This window comes from Poritiphilus flavus, from assembly GCF_009901585.1.
Classification (GTDB): domain Bacteria; phylum Bacteroidota; class Bacteroidia; order Flavobacteriales; family Flavobacteriaceae; genus Poritiphilus; species Poritiphilus flavus.
Genome location: NZ_WXYO01000004.1, coordinates 30,071 through 48,608, shown reverse-complemented (window position 1 = coordinate 48,608; position 18,538 = coordinate 30,071). Strand labels below are relative to the sequence as shown.

Sequence of the window (18,538 nt, the reverse complement as noted above, 5' to 3'; positions counted from 1 at the left end):
CGTTTCCATGACGGTGTAAAATTCAAAAATACAGCTGCGTTTTTTTCATTAAAAAGTAAATCCTTGTTACATTTATTAGGTAGTACAAAGCATGCGGAAAAACGTAAATCAACCCTAGTAAAGATGGATGAGGTAATATTTGATTTTTTATCGAAATATATTGAGCTGACCCAGGAGGAGAAAGACATCATATCCGATCTAAAGTTCATAAGGTCGTACAAGAAAGGCTCTGTATTACTGTCTGAAGGCGATTTGGGAAAGGAGTGCTTTTTCATTCTAAAAGGCTGCATTTACAGCTATTATCTGGTGGAGGGTGAGCTTAAAGTCACCGAATTCTTCACAGAAAAACAGGCAATTACCCCTGTGAGTTATACTTTAAAAAAACCCTCGGAATATTACCTGGAGTGTTTGGAAGACTGTATCGTCTCTATAGGATCTCAGGAAAGAAGCGCGGAAATCATGAAAAAGATACCGAGGCTGGCTACCCTTGGTCCCAACTTTCTGGAGGATGAGCTGGCCTCCCAGAGAATGAAATACGACACTTTTATCAAATTATCTCCCGAGCAGCGTTATCAGAATCTTCAGGAACAATCTCCAGAGTTGCTGAACAGAATTCCTCAGTATCTAATTGCCAGTTATTTGGGAATTAAACCTGAATCCCTTAGCAGGATAAGGAAACGACTTCTCAAGGCTTCCGGATCTTAAGTCGACACCGCTTTTTCTTATTACATCCAATCGCGATTTCTTAACCCAGGTCAATGAAAAGCGATCTAAGGTGTTACAATTTTGCATTTCGAAAACTTAAGACCTATGAAGAAATACAAAATTGAACCCCCGGCCCTATTGTCCACACTTTGGATATTCATTCTGTTCAACATGATTTTCAGAGACCTTCATCAATTTGCAAGTGAAGGTTTTATACAGGAAATCATGGCCCTGGAAATATCCCAGGAAATGGTGCTTGTCTATGGGATTGTATTGGAAATTCCAATAGCCATGGTGCTGCTATCCAGAATTTTGGATGATAAGTTCAACAAATGGGCGAACATTATTGCAGGCGTTATCACTTCGCTTGGATTATTAAGCAGTTTACCCACTGCGGATATGGATGATATCTTTTTTATTATGGTTGAATCCGCAGCGCTGCTGGCAATCATCAGGATTGCCTGGAAACTCACTTCATCCCCTAAAACACAAACCCAGCTAAAACACCAGGCATGAAAGCAATTGTTTGTACAAAGTATGGATCTCCGGATGTTCTGCAGCTTCAGGAAGTGGCTATCCCGGTTCCAAAAGACAATGAGGTATTGATTAGGATACATGCGGCTGCAGTGACCACAGCAGGACTCATTGGCAGAAAAGGTACTCCGTTTTTTACCCGGATTTTCAGTGGTTTAACAAAACCCCGGAACAATATCCTGGGAATGGAACTGAGTGGAGAAATTAAGGCTGCTGGCCGTAAAGTAAGCCAGTTTAAAAAGGGCGATCAGGTATTTGGACTTACCGGTACAGGATTGGGTTCGAATGCGGAATACATATGCCTGTCTGAAGACGCGGCGCTGGTGAAAAAACCCAAAGATCTGACCTATGAAGAATCTGCCGCCTTGATAGAAGGGGGCCTAACCGCTTTGAATTTCCTTAGAAACAAGGCCAGAATTCAAAGCGGACAAAGGGTCCTTATTGTAGGAGCATCCGGATCTGTGGGTACAGCCTCCGTTCAACTCGCAAAGTATTTTGGCGCAGAGGTGACGGCTGTTTGCAGCAAGGGGAATGCAGGAATGGTAAGATCACTAGGGGCAGACAAGGTCATAGATTATAAGGCTGAGGACTTTACACAAAGCGGCCATACCTACGATATTATCTTTGACACCCTGGGCAAGCATTCGTTTCCCGCTTGCCAAAACTCTCTGACTTCAGATGGAATATTTCTTGACGCGGCCGGATTGTCTACTGTTTTTCATATGCTGTGGACCTCAATATTCAGTCGTAAAAAAGCCATTCTTACCGCGACCTATGTACGATCTGCAAAGAAGATCAAGCCAGATCTTTTGTATTTAAAAGAGTTGATCGAAAGGGAAGTAATCAAACCTGTAATAGACCGGCACTACCCCCTTGAAAAAACAGCTGAGGCACATCAGTATGTGGAAACCGGACGCAAAAAAGGGAATGTTATACTTTCAATTGTACCCTCAGCAGTAGAATTTCAGAATTGAATGCTATGAAAACACTAAGCAATACATGGCCAAGAACATGGGCTTTAAGGCGTTTCGTCTTTCAGACTTGTTTGGTCCTTATGGGCATTACCTTCCTAAGCGGATGTAGCGCCTACAGGGCTGAACGGTTAAAAAATAAGAGTTACAGGCAGTGGAAAGCCCGTCAAATGAATGAGGAATCCCACAGTAAGGACAATGTCTCAAACCGGTCCACCTATTTTGGAAGAACTGGAAGGAACAGCTTAGGCCGGACCTTTTCGTCCTCCCTTTAACAGTAACCAAAACATAAACACCAATTCACCAAAAAAGGTGACCATCAACCAATCCGTGTTGACAGAAGGGAACAAGTAGTTTCCGGAATATGTAATGAAATAGCCCAGGCCGGCAAGGACCAGTAACCAACTGATTATTTTTGGAATATAAGTCGATCTTAGGGCCAAATACCCCAGCAGACCCAGGTAAATCCCAAATAGTATTAGCCCGAATCCCATTTCCCGGCCAAAGGAATTAAAATAAAAAAGTATTTGGTCAAAAACCTGTTCCTGACTTGTGGCCAAAAAATACTTGTCCGCGTTCAGCAGTCCTAATACCTTGATAAGATTCAGCAAGGCAATCAAATAAATTGCCGTATATACTATTCTAAACCAGGCAACAAGAAGGGAAAGCTGTTTATTTACCGGTTTCAGAAAGACGTATAACGCCCAGGCGACGATAATGTCGCAAATTATGGTTATAAAGTTCAGGAAAATCCCAAGGATGAAATAGGATTTATTGTCATGGAGGTTTTTTGCAGTTATTTCCGGGCTTTTATAATCTATAAGAGAGGGGAATATCTGAAATTCCGCAAAAGGAACGGTCAGGACCATGATCAAAAGGCCTATTCCAGCAATTACGGCTGATTGTCTCAAAGATATTTCGGTGCTGTTTTTATGCATCAAATTCCGACTAATTAGTATTCTTTAGATTCATTTTACTCTTGGCTTTTCTAACATGAGTTGTTCCTGCTCTTTAAATTACAATTTTCAATGTCTATTTAAAAGAGACGCAAAACACCGGAAAATAGTTGCCTGGTGATTTGATGTTCCAAATAAGCACAGGACTGAAGCAAAGGAAGTACCTTAAAATGGTAAAAGGGATACCTCAACACCTGAAAACCGCGTTGCACCGCCAATGTAAATATAGCTGGGATTTGACTATCTTTAGATACTCCCCCATTTCAAATTCGAGAATAGACACTGCTTAAAGATTTCTAGTTACAAGAATCAAACTAGTCAAATACAAGACCTTTATCAGCACAAGACCGAAATAATGATCAAGAAATTTGCATATCCAATACTGCTGCTTTGTTTGAGCATGCTGTTTATTTCATGCGGGAAATCGGACAAAATCATGTTATTTGATGGTGAGTCTTTTGAGGGGTGGGAAGGCTCGAAGACTGTTTTCAGAATAGAAAATGAAGCCATTGTTGGCGGCAGTCTAAAAAAGCCGAACGATGAGAGCTACTACCTATGTACTAAACAGAAATATGAAAATTTTGAATTGAGACTGCAAGCTAAATTCATATCCGCGGATGATAAGACCAACGGAGGCATAAGTTTTAGAGCCAGTCGTGTACCCAATTCAAATGAAGTCATGGGCTACCAGGCCGATATTGGATATATTGATGCCCGGGCAATCGCACTTTTCTCTGATTTTATACCAAGGGATACCACTGGTATTTATCCGCTATGGGGTAGTCTTGTAGATGAATGCCGGCCAGATACTTCCAGATATCCCAGGCCAGATATTTTTCCTGTCAGAATATTTGAAGTTGCCAATAAAGAACTTATTGAAGAAACCATCGATCCGGATGGTTGGAATGAGGTTTACATCAAGGCAAACGGACCCGATATCGAAATTAAGATCAATGGGGTAGCAACTGCAAACTTTACGGAAAGAGATAATGTACCTACAACGGGATGTATTTGCCTGCAAGTGCATTCCGGAGATCCTTTTGAAGTTTGGTACAAAAATGTTGAGCTACAACAGTTGGATTAATTGAAGACCTCCGAAATTATAAAGGATGAGCATGCGTTCCCCCCTGAAGCCCTCACCAGTGTCCGGTTCCCGGTTCGCCCTTAAATGGTCCTGCCAGGTCTGGGGTTATCCATCCGGCGTAAAACCTCCCGGCTTGAGGCCGGACCTTAATTCCCTCTACCCTGCAGTCCAGATGTTGAGGATAGAAACCTAAATGATGTTTTAAGGCTTCAAATTCCTCAAAAGGCTTTGGGTACGACCAGGCGACGGCTATTTCGCTCTTTTCCTTGAGCGCCCAGTAAATAGCACTGCCTTTCCACTCACATAATGAAGTTTTTCCGGTCAGGCTTACCAGCATATCCATATCGATGTCCTGCTCAGGAAGGTAGTAGGTTGGCGGACTGGCGGTTTCCAGTACGGCCAGGGCCGCACGAGAATCGGCAAGGGGTTTATCCTGATAGCTAATGGTGATCCGTTTATTCACATTCTCGACTATAGGTGGGCGTGGAAAATCCCAGACGGACCGCTGACCTTTTTTGGGTTCCTGGGCGAATGGCGGTCGGCTATCCCCCTTATGATTCCACCCTTCCCGGGCCTTTTGTAGCCAGTCTGGCTTCCAATTACTATGGTCGTTTTTTTTCATTTGATTTCTTAGATAGGCGTTATAGGCTTCGGCTCTGGCAAGTCAATTGTGATCCTTAATCCCAGTCCCTATTTCCTATAAACAGTATTTCCTTCTTTTATGGTTTCTAAAACCACAATATTCTTAATCTCAGCCTCATCGACCTTTAATGGGTTTTTGTCCAGAATAACCAGATCTGCTATTTTACCTTTTTCCAAGGTCCCTTTGGAATCTTCTTCAAAATGCTGATAAGCAGACCAAATCGTAATTCCTTTTAGGGCCTCATAGGGCGTTAGTTTTTCATTCGCGCCAATGAGCTGTCCGGAACGCGACTTTCGCTCCACAGAAATCCCGACCATTCGCATTAAATTCGGAAGCGCAACCGGGGCATCCGTATGAATAGTCACCTTTACACCCTTATTAATGGCGGTCCGCATAGGGCTAATTTTATTGCCCAGTTCGTCCCCTATAATTTGTTTGTGCCAATCTCCCCAATAGAATGTATGTAATGGAAACAAAGAGGCTATTACATCCAGGTTTTTTAAAGAATCCAATTGATCTTCTCTAATGTACTGACCGTGAATTAATGTGGTCCTTCTATCATCATTTCCATATTCGTTTGCCGCGATCCTGGTCGCCTTTATGAACTGGTCAATTGCTGCATCTCCATTGGCATGCGACAGTACTTGCCAATTGTTTTTAAATCCTTTTTTAAATAGGTCTATGGCTACATTTTCATCCGGAAAAGCAGGGTATCCCCGGTAACCATCTTTAGCTCCATCAGGTTTTATGAGATAAGGTCTGGTTCTCCATGCCGTTCTGCCCTGTGGTGAGCCATCCAGCGTTATTTTCATTCCACCGATCCTATAATGATTGTTATACGTTTTACTGTTCCACCTGGTTTCCATAATGCTATCGGCATAGGCATAATCAATGTAGGAGACGACATCCAGTTTAAGCGAATTTGCTTCAGCGGCATTTACAAACATCGAATGATCCATAGCCCTTCCCTCCTGCGCTGTAGTGTAACCATAAGAAAGTGCCATTTCCTGTCCGGCTTCAAAAAATCTTTTGGCGGCCTCATCAGAAATTGGCGTCATAACTTTTATAAAATGAGGTAAAGCTGCAAGCTCTTCAAGGACTCCATTGGGTTCATTTCCGTTTTCTCTTCTTATTATACCCCCATCGGGATCCTTTGTGTCAGCTGTTATATTCAGCAAGTCCAGTCCCTTGGAATTGACTACAGCAAAATGACCGGAAATGTGGATAATACAGATTGGAAATTCCGTTGAGACCTGATCCAGGTCGTGTTTAGTCGGAAAACGGTTTTCTTCCAGTACGGAATCATCAAAACCCAGTCCGAAAACCCATCCTGTAAGCGCTCTGTTTTCAGGTGTATTCCATTCTTTAAGAATGCTAATGAGTGTTGGTATATCCTTTGCCCCGGCATCTGGTGGTGGTAAGATCTGAGCTCCTATTGCCTGGGCCGAAAAGGAACCGAAATGCGCATGTCCATCTATAAAACCTGGTAGCAGGGTTTTACCGCCTAAATTGGACATTTTATGCCCCTCCCCGGCCTCTTTCATCGCTGCATCAGACGGGCCCACAAAAGTAATTTTTCCATCTTTTACTACCAACGCTTCAGCATATTCCGGCGTCTCACCCCTCATGGTCAATATATCGCCCCCAAAATATACAACAGCATCGTTTTCGATCTCTTTCTTATCTCCTCTGTTACAAGAAAATAGCAAGCCTATCCCGAGTATTAATCCGAAGTATTTTGTTTTCATAAGCGTTGGATTTGATAATTGTCAAACTACAGGCATTCTGAAGATCCCTATTTCATAATCAATTTCCATTAAATGTAATACTTTTCTTATTCAAATGGCTGTATGGCAAATGCCTAAAAAAGAAAAAACAAAACTTTGTTGCATCATTTATAGAAAATCACGACTATAGGCTAAACGGATCTTGTTTTATTTGGCAATTGATATGCTTAAGGAAATAAACAACTATTACGACCCCTTACTGGGCTATGTCAAGAAAAGGGTAGACAACACCATGGATGCGGAAGACCTTACCCAGGAAATTTTCCTAAAGCTTTCCAGGAGTGATCTGGAAACTGTGGAAAATCTCAAAAGCTGGATGTATCGAATAGCAAAAAACACCATTATCGATTATTACAGGGCCAGGCAAAAGAAACTGGAAGATTTGGTCATTGATTTATCCAATGAGTCCCTGGATGACGAAAACACCATAGAGGAACTTAGTCGGTGCATACTGCCATTTATAGAGAAGCTCCCGGAAGAATACCGTACCTTATTAAAATTATCTGAGCTGGATAACATCCCCCAGAAACAGATCTCAGAGCAAATGAACATGAATTACGTCACCGTTCGATCTAAGATCCAGAGAGGGAGAAAAAAACTCAGGCAGATCTTCGAGGAATGCTGTCATATCTCGTCGGCTGGCAGGGGAAGCATTATTTGTCATCAAAAACCAACCAATTGTTGCGGTGATTAGCGGCTGATCCGATATAAACATTAATCCACCCTTTACATTCTGAAAGTCTTCACCAGAATCCGTTCTACTATGGCCCTGGCCGTGGTAAGCCTTTCAAGATCCGGATAGACGGAGCCGGTTTGTGCGGAATGATGACCGTGACCCACCAGTTCCATCAGATAGTACTTCTTTTGGTCTTCCTTCAAATCGATTACTACTTCGTAAACGACAGAAGGCTGACCCAACTGACCGGTACCGTTGTGAAAGACCTCGTCTTCCGGAAAATCGTATTCGGAGTAAAATTCGTTGTCATCAAAAGCCACGTTGATCTCCAAGCGTAAACGTACTTTTTCCGGACTGCCTCCGAACGAGGTTTTTAGCCGGAAACTGTTGGATAGGGTTGCCCCAGAAATGGCGTCCACCAGCGGATCTTCCGGACTAGGTGCATATATCCCATCGGCTTGTTGTACCCCCCTTTTATGAGACCAGACCGGAAGTGCATCAACCCTTCTGTATTCCTGTGAGTTGCCCGGTTTGGCATCAAAACTTTTAAAGTTCTCTTTGGTTCGTCCACCAAAAAAAGTCCCTTTGGCTGTGGCGTAAGTGACATATAGAGAAGCAAGGTATTCCCCGTCTAAGGTCTCCAGCCAAATGGCCATTTGCGGATGCCAATAGTGTTCTCCTGCAACCAATTCAATTTCCAATTGTTGGAGGCTGTCCCTGTTTTTATCAATCGCGATAAAGCTGTTGTTTTCCACCTCCCGCTCCTGCCCTGCCCTTAAGCGGGTTCCAAATTCCATAATATGTGACACCGGCCTGGAATCCGTTACGGAAAGGCTTAGAAGCAATAGTAATATCAATCCAAGGGAGATAAAATAAGGATTGGACCTCTTTTTCAGCACATAAGCCCTCAACCCTTGCCAATTATTACTAATGTGGAAAAATGCCCCTATAAGAAAAAGAAAGCCAAAAAGTGTATGGGTCGCGGCTATACCTCTCTTATAATCCAAAACAAAGGATAATACTCCTGAAACGGACACTATGGCGAAGCACAGGGCCAGGCCTGTGCTTATCAGTTTTCTTTTCATCATTGATATAAGTATAAGCCTCAGTTATCCGAAAGGAAGATTACAACAGTTTTGCCAGATCGGATATTCTTGCCCTTAGAGTGGAGACTAGCCTGGCTTTGCGTTCAGGGTACGCCTGCTCTGTAAATTGTACCTTAAGTTTTTGGCTTAGTTCCCTTTCTATGATTTCGATCTCGTTCTTTATAATGGACAGGCTTTCATCATCGGTTTCCCCAATAATACTGTGAATATCATACGATCTGGGGCTAAAACTGATGCTGCTGTGATTTTCCATTTTTGATTTCACCTCGATCAGGCTTAGCCGTAGATCTGATATTACTCTGGCCTCTCCAAACTTGGTTTTTGCCCCCCGGCATGCCGAAGGTTTACAACCAGAGTTCGTGCTTGCAGCGGTGTTAACTCCGTCTGAGCTTTCCTGGGTGGCCGCTTCTTTTGATTTTGTTTCGCAAGATTGAGCATAAGTTCCAGAGATCCCCATAATAAATGCAAAGGCCCCTATTAGCATAAAATACTTCTTCATGATACGAATTTTAGATTTCCCTTTTAAGGACGTACGTTAAGAAGAAATGATGCAGCCCTGAGACAAAGAAATGATTCCTGAACCATTTTCACCCCTTGAAAATCGGTCCATTTTCTGACATTTAATGCAAATTCTATTGAACTTTGGTTTAACCATTTGGTTAAAATATTTACGAGCTTCGATTTTATTTTTCATTTTTGCAGTAAAAGAAGTTTAGAATTATGGAGGGAAGGAAAAACACTGAGGCTGATATTTTAAAGGCTGCCAAGAAAATTTTTATCCAGCATGGATATGCAGGGGCCCGGATGCAAGCCATCGCGGACGAGGCTAAGATAAATAAGGCCATGCTCCACTATTATTATCGGAGTAAGGATGCGCTTTTTGAAAAAATTATGGATGGAGCCGTTGATTTGATGAGCAAACAACTCGTTCATGCGCTTTCCGGGGATGCTACAGTGATGGAAAAGATGGAAAAAATGGTTTCAAACTATACGGATACTATCATAAAGAATCCATACATCCCTATTTTCATTTTAAATGAACTAGCCCGTAACCAAATGAATTTCCAGAATAGGTTACTACATAATCTGCAACAGAACAATATATTCAATGACTTTCTGTCTCAAGTAATTTCAGAACAGCAAAAAGGAATCCTACAACCCGTTCCGGTGCCCCATATTATGCTGACCTGTATGTCTTTGATCGTGTTTCCTCACATTGCCAAACCCGTATTTCTAAAGATTTTTGAAATGTCCGACAAAGACTATATGAATATGATGGAAGAGCGCAAAGCGTACATCATGGATTTCCTTAAAAAGAGCCTGGTCTTATAATTTTTTGTTAATTATTAACCGTTTGGTTAAATTAATTGGTTAATAATCTTTTTTGTTTGTACACTTGCATTAACCAAATGGTTAATCAACGTTATGAAGAAACTGATCCTCCTGTTTTCAATACTGTCTTTCAGTGGTCTTTATGCCCAGCTCACCAATTCAAGCACTTCCCTGACAGAATTATACGAGGCCGCAAACTCCAATTATCCATTGATCAAAGACGCTGGTCTTATTGACAAAATTGAAAAGGCCGGCCTGTCAGTACTTTCAAAGAATTCCTTGCCTAAGATCAGTATTGAAGGCAAGGGTCAGGTTCAGAGTGAAAATATTGAACTCAATTTAGGAAACACGGCAATTGAAGCTCCGCTGGAAACATGGAATACCTCTTTGAACATTGATTACAACCTCTACGATGGAGGTACTACCAAGGCTCAAAAAAAGGTCGAAACTGCTTCAGCCAAAGTAAACCGCAATTCCCTGGAAGTACAGCTGCGATCTTTAAAGGATCAGGTTAACACATTGATATTCGCCATATTGCTCAGCAGGAAACAAAAACTTATCCTGGAAAATTCCAAAGAAGATCTGGAATCGAATATAAGAAGCCTTCAGGCCGCTTTTGAAAATGGAACCGTCCTTGAAAGTGAGGTCTCCAAACTCCAGGTCCGACAACTTGAACTTGTATCGGAAATTGTTTCCCTGCAAGCGGATACCTCAACATATTTTTTGCTGCTGGAACAGTTAACCGGCAAGACGCTTCCCAGGGATGTGCGTTTTGAAGTACCAGTTTTACTGGCCCTTGAAAACGAAAGGGTCAATAGACCTGAAAATCAGCTTTTTGACAGTCAAAAGTCTTTATATGCCGCCCAGGAAGCGTCCATTGCCGCCAGTACCCTTCCCAAGATCTCAGTATTTGCTCAAGGTGGGGTCGGAAACCCGAATCCTCTGAATTTTTCAGATTTGAGTACTGCAACTTACGCTTTGGGCGGGTTGAAGTTAAACTGGAACTTTATGGATTTTGGCAAGGGAAAAAAGGAAAGACAGCGCCTGCAACTGCAACAGGAACAGATTGAGGTAGACCGTGAATTGTTTCTCTTTGATATTGAAAGTAAATCCACGGAATACCAGGAAAGGATAAAAGCAACACAATTGCAGATTGCTAACAATACCAGTATAGTAGACCTCCAAAAAAACATCCTGGCCCAAACCAGGGTACAGTTAGACAACGGGATTATCAATGCTACGGACTATGTTACCCAGCTGAATGCCACTCTTAATTCAGAACAGGAACTGGAGTTCAACAAAACTAAGCTTCAACAACTACAAATAGAATATCTAACCCTCTTAGGACAACTTTAATATGAAATTACTGAAACCACACCTCCCATTTGTACTTATGGCGCTTAGCCTGGTGTCTTGTAATGACAATGGCAAGGCGGACGCCTACGGGAGTTTTGAGGCAACCAGCGTAACGGTGAGCGCCAAAGGCAGCGGAGAACTTCTCAGCTTTGATGTAGAAGAAGGGCAGCAAATTGACGCTTCCAGAATTGTAGGGCTTATAAATACTACCCAACTTCACCTGGAAAAAGTAAAGCTCAGGGCCCAGCTAAACGCTTTAGATCTTAAATTACAAGAAGCCGCACCAGAAGTAGCCGTCCTTTTAGAAGACAGAAACAACCTGATTCGGGAAAGAGACCGGACAAAACGACTATTTGCGGAGAAAGCGGCTACTCAACAGCAACTCGACGATTATAATGGCAGATTAGATCTTATTGATCAACGCATTAAAACCACTCAACGCAATGTGAGCCTGGCAAACAGGGCGATCCTTTCCGAACGGGAACCTCTGGAAGCTCAGATTGCCTTAATCGACCATCAAATCAGTGATCATACCATCGTCAATCCCATTGCCGGAACCATACTGACAAAATTTGCCGAGGAACATGAACTGGTCAACCAGGGTACACCCCTTTTTAAAGTCGCTGATCTCAATCAAATAAAATTAAAGGCCTACACCAGTGCTACCTTGCTTCAAAACGTAGGATTGGGAGATGAAGTAAAAGTGCGTATTGACCAGGGCGAGGACGATTACCAGGAACTGAAAGGTACGGTCTCCTGGATATCGGATGAAGCGGAATTTACACCAAAGACCATTGAGACCAAGGAAGAACGCGTCAATCTGGTATACGGTATCGAGGTGACGGTAAGCAATAACGGGGCTCTTAAAATTGGAATGCCAGGAGAAGTAATATTCAATCCCAATTCTGAAGAATGAATGCAATAAGCATCCAAAATATCAGCAAAAATTATAAAGATACCAAGGCCCTTGAGGATATAAGCTTCGAGGTTCAAAACGGGCAGCTTTTCGGGCTTATCGGTCCGGATGGAGCCGGGAAATCTACCCTTTTCCGCATACTCACTACGCTGTTGTTAGCGGATAAAGGCCAGGCCTTTGTGGATGGATACGAGGTCGTAAAGGAATTTCGGGAAATTAGAAAAAGAGTGGGTTATATGCCTGGTCGATTTTCTTTGTACCAGGATTTGAGCGTGGAAGAGAACCTCTCTTTTTTTGCTACCATATTTGGAACTACCATTGAAGAAAACTACGATTTAATCAGGGACATTTATGTCCAGATCGAACCCTTTAAGAAAAGGCTGGCCGGTAATTTATCCGGAGGTATGAAACAGAAGCTGGCCCTATCCTGCGCCTTAATCCATAAACCAACTGTGTTGTTCCTGGACGAACCCACAACAGGAGTAGATGCTGTTAGTCGTAAAGAGTTTTGGGATATGCTCCGAAGCCTAAAAGAAAAGAACATTGCCATACTGGTTAGTACCCCCTATATGGATGAAGCGGTTCTCTGTGATGAGATCGCACTCATTCAGGAAGGTCGCATACTTAAGATAGATGAGCCTCAATCCATGATCCATCAGTTTGACAGGCCACTGTTTGCGGTCAAGACCAATGACACCTATAAGTTACTCAAACACTTAAGGTTAAAGCCCTTTACCCATAGTGTATTGCCCTTTGGGGAATGTCTGCATCTTATCAGCTCTGAAAGGATGTCTGCTGCAGACCTGCAGGACCAGCTCAGGTCTGAAGGCTTTGCAGACGTCATCGTATCAAAAATCAAAGCGAGTATTGAGGATGTCTTTCTTGAGCTTTCGCATAAAACCGAAGGCCATGTCTGAAACCAAAGTGATAGAGGTAGCTGGCCTTACCAAAAAATTCGGGGATTTTAAGGCTGTGGACAATATATCCTTTGAAGTGGAAAAAGGAGAGATCTTCGGTTTCCTGGGTGCAAACGGGGCAGGAAAGACCACAGCAATGCGTATGCTTACAGGCTTGAGCAAGCCTTCATCCGGCAAAGGTAAGGTAGCAGGATTTGATGTGCTTAAAGAATCGGAACGCATCAAGGAACGAATAGGATATATGTCCCAAAAATTCAGCCTGTATGAAGATCTGACAGTAAAAGAAAACATCCGGTTTTACGGTGGTATTTACGGGCTGTCAAGACAGCAGATCCAGACCAAAACTTCCCACATATTGGAAGAGTTAAATCTGGACCAGGTCGGAACTAAATTGGTAAAATCATTGCCTTTAGGCTGGAAACAACGCCTGGCTTTTGCAGTGTCTATGGTACACGAGCCCGAAATTGTCTTTTTGGACGAACCTACCGGAGGGGTGGATCCCATGGTGAGAAGGCAATTCTGGGAAGCGATCTATCAGGCAGCCGAATTGGGAAGGACTATCTTCGTGACGACCCATTATATGGACGAAGCAGAATACTGTGACCGCATATCGATAATGGTCGCGGGTAAAATCAAAGCCCTGGACTCACCAGATAAACTAAAAGATCAATTTGAAGCCGGCTCCATGGACGAAGTATTCCTAAAACTGGCACGTTAACCCTAAAATTATACCTCATGAAAAAAATTGCATTTGTCTTACTTATTGCTTCAATCACAACGAGTTTTAGTACCGCTGAAAAGAGATCAGCTTCCAAAGGAAATATTACCGTTACCGTAACCGGAATAGACGAAATCAAGGGGCAGATCGTTTTTATGCTCTTTAATCAGGCCGACGGCTTTCCCAAAGAACTCGATAAGGCTTTCAAAAAGGTTTATGTTAAGGAATTTAATGATGTGGCCACAGCTACCTTTTCTGAGGTACCCTTCGGCGACTATGCCGTATCCGTGTTTCATGACCAAAATATGGATGGGGAGATCCAGACTAATTTCATAGGTATGCCCAAAGAACCCGTTGGCGCATCCAATCTTACCAAAATGGGGAAACCCAGTTATAAAAAATGTGTGTTTATGCTAAACGAAGCTGAGATCGCTATCAAACTGAGATTCATCCTTTAAGAAACGGTTCATGTTTAAGGTATTGCTGGCATTCATTCGGAAAGAATTCTATCACATTTTGAGGGATAAACGCACCCTTTTAATACTCTTTGGGATGCCCTTGGCACAGGTACTCATTTTCGGCTATGCCGTTACCAATGAATTCAATGATGCGGAGATTGATATTATGGATTACGCGAAGGATGAGACCAGTGAACAATACATCAATCACTTGCAAAGCTCTGGCAACTTTATTGTACGCAGGGTATTGGGATCACCTAATGAGATGGAAGAAGGGATGAAAGCAGGAAAAGCGAAACTTGTCGTTTCCATACCAGATAATTTTTCCGAAGATTTCTACGCCGGAAATTCCATTCAAATTCAGGTTATAACCGACGGATCTGACCCAAACAATGCCAATACCCTGGTACAGTATCTGACGGAGATGACCCAGAGCTTTCAGCGCCAAAAGCGAAATGAACCTACAGATCCGTACACCATTAATGTGGCTAGTCGTATGCTTTATAACCCTCAGTTGGCCAGCGCTTATAATTTTGTTCCGGGTACCATAGCCTTGATCCTCCTTATCATATGTGCTATGCTCACTTCATTGACCATTGCAAAGGAAAAGGAGATAGGGACCATGGAAATCTTGTTGGTTTCTCCCCTGTCCCCACTGCTGATAATTTTGGGGAAAGTAGCCCCCTATGCCCTGTTGTCATTCGTCAATGCTATTGTAGTAATTCTTATAGGATTCTTTGTTTTTGATGTACCTGTACTAGGGAGCACCTTATTGCTATTGAGTATGTGTTTTCTATATGTATTTACAGCCTTAAGTCTTGGGATCCTAATTTCCACCACTGTCAAAACCCAACAGGAGGCCATGATGAAATCCCTTATGGGATTGATGATGCCTTCCATGCTGCTCTCCGGATTTATTTTCCCATTGGCAAGTATGCCTGTTGTGCTGGAGTATATCGGAAAAATAATTCCTGCTACTTATTTCATTCGGATCCTGAAGGGTGTGATGTTGAGAGGTGTAGGACTGAACTTCATTCTTTTTGAAATAGCGGTGCTCCTGGCCATGACATTGGGCTTTCTCTTTTTGTCGTGGAGGAACTTTAAAATTAGGCTGGAGTAAACATAAGACCTGAAACCATGAGACGATTAAGATTTCTGATACAAAAAGAATTCATCCAGATTTTTAGGAATAAGGCCTTATTACCTATGATGACTTTATTGCCTATAATCCAACTCATAATTCTTTCCAATGCTGCATCCAACGAGGTCAAAGATGTTAGGGTTGCGGTGGTAGACCTGGACCAAAGTGAGTTATCAAGGGCCTTGTCCAACAAAATTGTAGCCAATGACAGGTTTTCGTTGGTCGCCACCCCTTTTAACAAAAAAGAGGCTTTAGACCTTATGCAATTGGACCAGGTTGATATCGTACTTGAAGTTCCCAGTGACTTTGAAAAGCAGTTCTACAGGGGTGAAGCACCTCAACTACAGACCTTGGTCAATGCGATCAATGGACAACAAGCTACTGTAGGCTCGGGTTATCTGTCTGGCATCATCGGTTCTTTAAACGGGGAGATAAGGGCTAAGGAGCCCATGCTTTTCCCAGACCTGGCCAAACCCAATAAACCCATTGTGGTTACTTCCAACAACTGGTACAACCCGGAATTGGATTATCCTCATTTTATGGCTCCCGGAATATTAGCAGAACTTACAGCCTTGCTGACCATCGTGCTTACGGCTATGAACACGGTTCGCGAACGTGAAATCGGGACTATTGAACAAATCAATGTCACACCTATTAAGAAATGGGAATTCATCCTGGGGAAGCTGGTTCCCTTTCTATGTCTGGGGCTTCTACTCCTTACCGTTGGACTAATTGCCAGTAAGCTCATTTTTGACATCCCGATGCGAGGTAATATCGGACTTATTTTTGCCTATGCCATCGTCAACCTTATTTGCGTACTTGGATTCGGGCTTTTGATCTCTAATTTTGCAGAGACCCAGCAGCAAGCCATATTTGTTGCCTTCTTCTTTGTCCTGATATTTGTGCTCATGTGTGGACTTTTTACACCTATTGACAGTATGCCCAAATGGGCACAATACGCCACTATACCAAATCCTTTGGCACATTTTATTTCAGTATCCAGAAAGGTTTTGTTGAAAGGGAGTGGCCTGGCCGATATTAAAATGGAATTTTTGTACACCTTTGTCCTGGCAATACTCTTTAACACGGCAGCCGTATGGAGCTACAAAAAACAAGAATGACCTTTCTGGTTGCGGCACTGTTGATCACGACCATTTCCGTTGATACTCAGGGCCAGGAAGTAGTATTGGATAGCTCAAACTACAAGAAGTACATTCGCAGTCTGCCCGCCTTCACCATGTACGGGGATAACTATTTCGTAACAGGCATTTCCCTAAATGAGGATATCACTTCAGAAACCAGTGACGCTAAATTTGAGATAGGATTTAAGCAGCGCCTGACCAATGTGGATCTACCCTGGGATGTTTTTCCTTTTATAACGTATCGGCAAAAGTCGTTCTGGAACATTTACCTGGAATCCTTTCCTTTTAGGGAAACCAATTACAACCCTGCCCTGGGGCTCGCCAAGCTTTTTGTCAACGATGAAGGTATCCAATCCGGACTTTGGTTTGCCTTTGAACATGAATCCAACGGTAGGGATGGCGAGAATTCCCGGAGTTGGAACTATTTCGCACTGCAGTATTTCAAGCCTTATGGCACAGACTGGCAATTCAGGGCGAAAGTCTGGATCCCTGCAGGGGATCTAAGTGATAACGAAGATATTACCTCCTTTCGTGGATTCTTCGCTTTAGGAGCTACCTATAGTCCTGTAAAGAACCTGTTTTTCGATATGGATATTCAACCCGCTTATGATGATAAGTTGACTGGCTTTATAAAAGCGGGCTTAAGTTTTAAGATCTCAAAAAATAGCAACCAATTTGTCTACCTGCAGTATTTTGGTGGTTATTCGGAAGACTTGTTTAATTATAACCAGGACGTAAGTAATTTAAGGATTGGGATTGCCTTCAAAGATCTGATGATGAATTTTAGAACTCATAATAACTAACCGCCATAGATATTAGGAGGATAGTTCACTACCGACAGTAGGACTGCCAACTTCCCAGTACTCAGTGCCCAATGCCCATTGCCTACAAAATTGATTTTTTCCAATTTTTGGGGTCTAGACCCCACCCCTTACTCAAGTTAAGGTTTGACACTGCATTTTGAAAGCAGGAAGACTATTATTCAATTTAAAAATGTGGAAATGGAACAATTTGAAGAATTGTGAAATTGAGAAATTGAGGAATTGGGGAATTAGACGGTTGGACGGTTGGATTGATAGACTGTTGGATGATCGGATGATCTGAAGAATTGTAAAACTGGGAAATTGAGGAATCGGGGAATGAGATTTTCGGACGGTTGGATTGACAGACGGTTGGACGATTGGATGATTTGAAGAATTGTAAAACTGTGAAACTGTGAAACTGTGAAATTGAGGAATCGGGCAATGAGATTGTTGGACGGTTGGATTGATAGACGGTTGGATGATTGGATGATTTGAAGAATTGTAAAACCGTGAAATTGAGGAATTGGGGAATGAGATTGTTGGACGGTTGGATTGATAGACGGTTGGATTGATAGACGGTTGGATAGTGAGATTATCGGAAGACGAACTGTTTACTGCTTACTGTTTACTGTTTACTGTATTTATCCGCCGAAGCTTTAGCGAAGGAGGACTGATTACTGATTACTGAAATTGGGGTTACACTTCGTTCCTCACATCACTGCTGGATGCTAAGCCTAATTGATCATTAATTGGATCCGGCATGCCTGGCAAACAAGCTGTTTCCACAAAAAATTATAATATCCTTAACACAAAAAGCTGCTGAAAATCCTCTAGATTTGTGGAATTGTGAAAGATGTCTTAAAATATCTTGGTGTTCTGCTATTCACAGGGCTTATGCTTGCAAAGGCCACTGCGTTTCATATCTACGAACATCACGATACCATGAACGGACAGGACACTCAATGTGAGCTCTGTTTGTTATGCATAGACAATCAGCAGTCAGAAGCCCTGGCTGTTTCCTTTGAGATTTCAGAGGAAAATCCTCCCTTACCGGAATCCAGTAGCAAAATTACCGCGATTGACTTTCAGGTCAATTTAAGTCTGCAAGAGAATAAACTGTTCTGCAGACCCCCTCCATCTTTGCTTTAGTAGCAGTATCTGCAGGACTTTCCGAGCTTTACAGCCTATCACACATCTTTAGGAATGGTATATATATACCAATAGCATTGAATCGTTCTGTGCGCTACCATCGTCGATCTTAGTGATAGATCCTATATCCGAATACCCGAGAAG

The 18,538-nt window shown here is 42.5% G+C and carries 21 protein-coding genes; 16 read left to right on the top strand and 5 right to left on the bottom strand.

The window, feature by feature from the left end:
• Positions 1 to 123 precede the first annotated feature (123 nt).
• From GTQ38_RS09335 to GTQ38_RS09320, 4 genes are all read left to right on the top strand, one after another.
• Positions 124 to 705 (top strand): Crp/Fnr family transcriptional regulator, encoded by a 582-nt coding sequence (locus tag GTQ38_RS09335; protein ID WP_161435250.1) that lies wholly within the window; start codon positions 124 to 126, stop codon positions 703 to 705.
• A 105-nt stretch (positions 706 to 810) separates the two neighbouring features.
• Positions 811 to 1,221, top strand: a complete 411-nt coding sequence (locus GTQ38_RS09330; protein ID WP_161435249.1) for a DUF6326 family protein — start codon at positions 811 to 813, stop codon at positions 1,219 to 1,221.
• The gene (locus GTQ38_RS09325) at positions 1,218 to 2,213 is read left to right on the top strand and encodes an NAD(P)-dependent alcohol dehydrogenase (protein ID WP_161435248.1); all 996 of its coding nucleotides are present in this window, start codon (positions 1,218 to 1,220) and stop codon (positions 2,211 to 2,213) included. The genes GTQ38_RS09330 and GTQ38_RS09325 overlap by 4 nt, the downstream gene beginning before the upstream one ends.
• Positions 2,214 to 2,218: 5 nt before the next feature.
• Positions 2,219 to 2,485, top strand: coding sequence for a hypothetical protein (locus GTQ38_RS09320; RefSeq protein ID WP_161435247.1), 267 nt, complete (start codon positions 2,219 to 2,221; stop codon positions 2,483 to 2,485).
• Here GTQ38_RS09320 and GTQ38_RS09315 read toward each other — a convergent pair.
• Positions 2,456 to 3,121 (bottom strand): DUF4386 domain-containing protein, encoded by a 666-nt coding sequence (locus tag GTQ38_RS09315; protein ID WP_161435246.1) that lies wholly within the window; start codon positions 3,119 to 3,121, stop codon positions 2,456 to 2,458. The two genes, GTQ38_RS09320 and GTQ38_RS09315, sit on opposite strands and share 30 nt — an antisense overlap.
• A gap of 400 nt (positions 3,122 to 3,521) precedes the next feature.
• Here GTQ38_RS09315 and GTQ38_RS09310 point away from each other — a divergent pair, with 400 nt between their 5' ends.
• Positions 3,522 to 4,250: a 3-keto-disaccharide hydrolase gene (locus GTQ38_RS09310; RefSeq protein ID WP_161435245.1), complete on the top strand. Its 729-nt coding sequence runs from the start codon at positions 3,522 to 3,524 to the stop codon at positions 4,248 to 4,250.
• 52 nt (positions 4,251 to 4,302) lie between these two features.
• Here GTQ38_RS09310 and GTQ38_RS09305 read toward each other — a convergent pair whose 3' ends face one another.
• A complete protein-coding gene (locus tag GTQ38_RS09305) occupies positions 4,303 to 4,872 on the bottom strand; it encodes a DUF427 domain-containing protein (RefSeq protein ID WP_161435244.1) in 570 nt (189 codons plus the stop codon).
• Between the two features lie 68 nt (positions 4,873 to 4,940).
• Positions 4,941 to 6,641 carry an amidohydrolase gene (locus GTQ38_RS09300; RefSeq protein WP_161435243.1) on the bottom strand — a complete coding sequence of 567 codons (1,701 nt, stop codon included), beginning with the start codon at positions 6,639 to 6,641 and terminating at the stop codon, positions 4,941 to 4,943.
• 202 nt (positions 6,642 to 6,843) lie between these two features.
• On the opposite strand from GTQ38_RS09300, the gene GTQ38_RS09295 reads away from it, so the two are divergent.
• Entirely contained in the window at positions 6,844 to 7,374 is a 531-nt protein-coding gene (locus GTQ38_RS09295) for a sigma-70 family RNA polymerase sigma factor (protein WP_161435242.1), read from the top strand.
• A gap of 32 nt (positions 7,375 to 7,406) precedes the next feature.
• On the opposite strand, the gene GTQ38_RS09290 is transcribed toward GTQ38_RS09295, so the two are convergent.
• Together GTQ38_RS09290 and GTQ38_RS09285 are read right to left on the bottom strand one after the other, a co-directional pair.
• Positions 7,407 to 8,444: a DUF4405 domain-containing protein gene (locus GTQ38_RS09290; protein WP_161435241.1), complete on the bottom strand. Its 1,038-nt coding sequence runs from the start codon at positions 8,442 to 8,444 to the stop codon at positions 7,407 to 7,409.
• A gap of 37 nt (positions 8,445 to 8,481) precedes the next feature.
• Complete coding sequence (locus GTQ38_RS09285; protein WP_161435240.1) at positions 8,482 to 8,961, bottom strand: hypothetical protein; 480 nt, start codon at positions 8,959 to 8,961, stop codon at positions 8,482 to 8,484.
• 221 nt (positions 8,962 to 9,182) lie between these two features.
• Here GTQ38_RS09285 and GTQ38_RS09280 point away from each other — a divergent pair, with 221 nt between their 5' ends.
• The 10 genes from GTQ38_RS09280 (at position 9,183) to GTQ38_RS09235 (ending at position 18,394) form a co-directional block, all read left to right on the top strand.
• The gene (locus GTQ38_RS09280; RefSeq protein ID WP_161435239.1) at positions 9,183 to 9,794 is read left to right on the top strand and encodes a TetR/AcrR family transcriptional regulator; all 612 of its coding nucleotides are present in this window, start codon (positions 9,183 to 9,185) and stop codon (positions 9,792 to 9,794) included.
• A gap of 93 nt (positions 9,795 to 9,887) precedes the next feature.
• Positions 9,888 to 11,150 (top strand): TolC family protein, encoded by a 1,263-nt coding sequence (locus GTQ38_RS09275; protein WP_161435238.1) that lies wholly within the window; start codon positions 9,888 to 9,890, stop codon positions 11,148 to 11,150.
• A 1-nt stretch (position 11,151) separates the two neighbouring features.
• On the top strand, positions 11,152 to 12,066 hold the full coding sequence (locus GTQ38_RS09270) for an HlyD family secretion protein (protein WP_161435237.1): 915 nt from the start codon (positions 11,152 to 11,154) through the stop codon (positions 12,064 to 12,066).
• Positions 12,063 to 12,983: an ABC transporter ATP-binding protein gene (locus tag GTQ38_RS09265; RefSeq protein WP_161435236.1), complete on the top strand. Its 921-nt coding sequence runs from the start codon at positions 12,063 to 12,065 to the stop codon at positions 12,981 to 12,983. Before GTQ38_RS09270 ends, GTQ38_RS09265 begins: the two co-directional genes overlap by 4 nt.
• Positions 12,976 to 13,701, top strand: a complete 726-nt coding sequence (locus GTQ38_RS09260; protein ID WP_161435235.1) for an ABC transporter ATP-binding protein — start codon at positions 12,976 to 12,978, stop codon at positions 13,699 to 13,701. The genes GTQ38_RS09265 and GTQ38_RS09260 overlap by 8 nt, the downstream gene beginning before the upstream one ends.
• A 17-nt stretch (positions 13,702 to 13,718) precedes the next feature.
• Positions 13,719 to 14,159, top strand: a complete 441-nt coding sequence (locus tag GTQ38_RS09255; RefSeq protein ID WP_161435234.1) for a DUF2141 domain-containing protein — start codon at positions 13,719 to 13,721, stop codon at positions 14,157 to 14,159.
• 10 nt (positions 14,160 to 14,169) lie between these two features.
• Positions 14,170 to 15,279: an ABC transporter permease gene (locus GTQ38_RS09250; RefSeq protein WP_161435233.1), complete on the top strand. Its 1,110-nt coding sequence runs from the start codon at positions 14,170 to 14,172 to the stop codon at positions 15,277 to 15,279.
• Positions 15,280 to 15,296: 17 nt separating this feature from the next.
• Complete coding sequence (locus tag GTQ38_RS09245) at positions 15,297 to 16,421, top strand: ABC transporter permease (RefSeq protein WP_161435232.1); 1,125 nt, start codon at positions 15,297 to 15,299, stop codon at positions 16,419 to 16,421.
• Positions 16,418 to 17,245: a phospholipase A gene (locus GTQ38_RS09240; RefSeq protein ID WP_161435231.1), complete on the top strand. Its 828-nt coding sequence runs from the start codon at positions 16,418 to 16,420 to the stop codon at positions 17,243 to 17,245. The genes GTQ38_RS09245 and GTQ38_RS09240 overlap by 4 nt, the downstream gene beginning before the upstream one ends.
• A gap of 846 nt (positions 17,246 to 18,091) precedes the next feature.
• Positions 18,092 to 18,394 carry a hypothetical protein gene (locus tag GTQ38_RS09235; protein ID WP_161435230.1) on the top strand — a complete coding sequence of 101 codons (303 nt, stop codon included), beginning with the start codon at positions 18,092 to 18,094 and terminating at the stop codon, positions 18,392 to 18,394.
• Positions 18,395 to 18,538 lie beyond the last annotated feature (144 nt).

Coding starts and splice junctions, on each gene's coding strand:
- GTQ38_RS09335 (WP_161435250.1), top strand. CDS start 124: ATGGATGAGGTAATATTTGATTTTTTATCGAAATATATTGAGCTGACC.
- GTQ38_RS09330 (WP_161435249.1), top strand. CDS start 811: ATGAAGAAATACAAAATTGAACCCCCGGCCCTATTGTCCACACTTTGG.
- GTQ38_RS09325 (WP_161435248.1), top strand. CDS start 1,218: ATGAAAGCAATTGTTTGTACAAAGTATGGATCTCCGGATGTTCTGCAG.
- GTQ38_RS09320 (WP_161435247.1), top strand. CDS start 2,219: ATGAAAACACTAAGCAATACATGGCCAAGAACATGGGCTTTAAGGCGT.
- GTQ38_RS09310 (WP_161435245.1), top strand. CDS start 3,522: ATGATCAAGAAATTTGCATATCCAATACTGCTGCTTTGTTTGAGCATG.
- GTQ38_RS09305 (WP_161435244.1), bottom strand. CDS start 4,872: ATGAAAAAAAACGACCATAGTAATTGGAAGCCAGACTGGCTACAAAAG.
- GTQ38_RS09300 (WP_161435243.1), bottom strand. CDS start 6,641: ATGAAAACAAAATACTTCGGATTAATACTCGGGATAGGCTTGCTATTT.
- GTQ38_RS09295 (WP_161435242.1), top strand. CDS start 6,844: ATGCTTAAGGAAATAAACAACTATTACGACCCCTTACTGGGCTATGTC.
- GTQ38_RS09290 (WP_161435241.1), bottom strand. CDS start 8,444: ATGATGAAAAGAAAACTGATAAGCACAGGCCTGGCCCTGTGCTTCGCC.
- GTQ38_RS09285 (WP_161435240.1), bottom strand. CDS start 8,961: ATGAAGAAGTATTTTATGCTAATAGGGGCCTTTGCATTTATTATGGGG.
- GTQ38_RS09280 (WP_161435239.1), top strand. CDS start 9,183: ATGGAGGGAAGGAAAAACACTGAGGCTGATATTTTAAAGGCTGCCAAG.
- GTQ38_RS09275 (WP_161435238.1), top strand. CDS start 9,888: ATGAAGAAACTGATCCTCCTGTTTTCAATACTGTCTTTCAGTGGTCTT.
- GTQ38_RS09270 (WP_161435237.1), top strand. CDS start 11,152: ATGAAATTACTGAAACCACACCTCCCATTTGTACTTATGGCGCTTAGC.
- GTQ38_RS09265 (WP_161435236.1), top strand. CDS start 12,063: ATGAATGCAATAAGCATCCAAAATATCAGCAAAAATTATAAAGATACC.
- GTQ38_RS09260 (WP_161435235.1), top strand. CDS start 12,976: ATGTCTGAAACCAAAGTGATAGAGGTAGCTGGCCTTACCAAAAAATTC.
- GTQ38_RS09255 (WP_161435234.1), top strand. CDS start 13,719: ATGAAAAAAATTGCATTTGTCTTACTTATTGCTTCAATCACAACGAGT.
- GTQ38_RS09250 (WP_161435233.1), top strand. CDS start 14,170: ATGTTTAAGGTATTGCTGGCATTCATTCGGAAAGAATTCTATCACATT.
- GTQ38_RS09245 (WP_161435232.1), top strand. CDS start 15,297: ATGAGACGATTAAGATTTCTGATACAAAAAGAATTCATCCAGATTTTT.
- GTQ38_RS09240 (WP_161435231.1), top strand. CDS start 16,418: ATGACCTTTCTGGTTGCGGCACTGTTGATCACGACCATTTCCGTTGAT.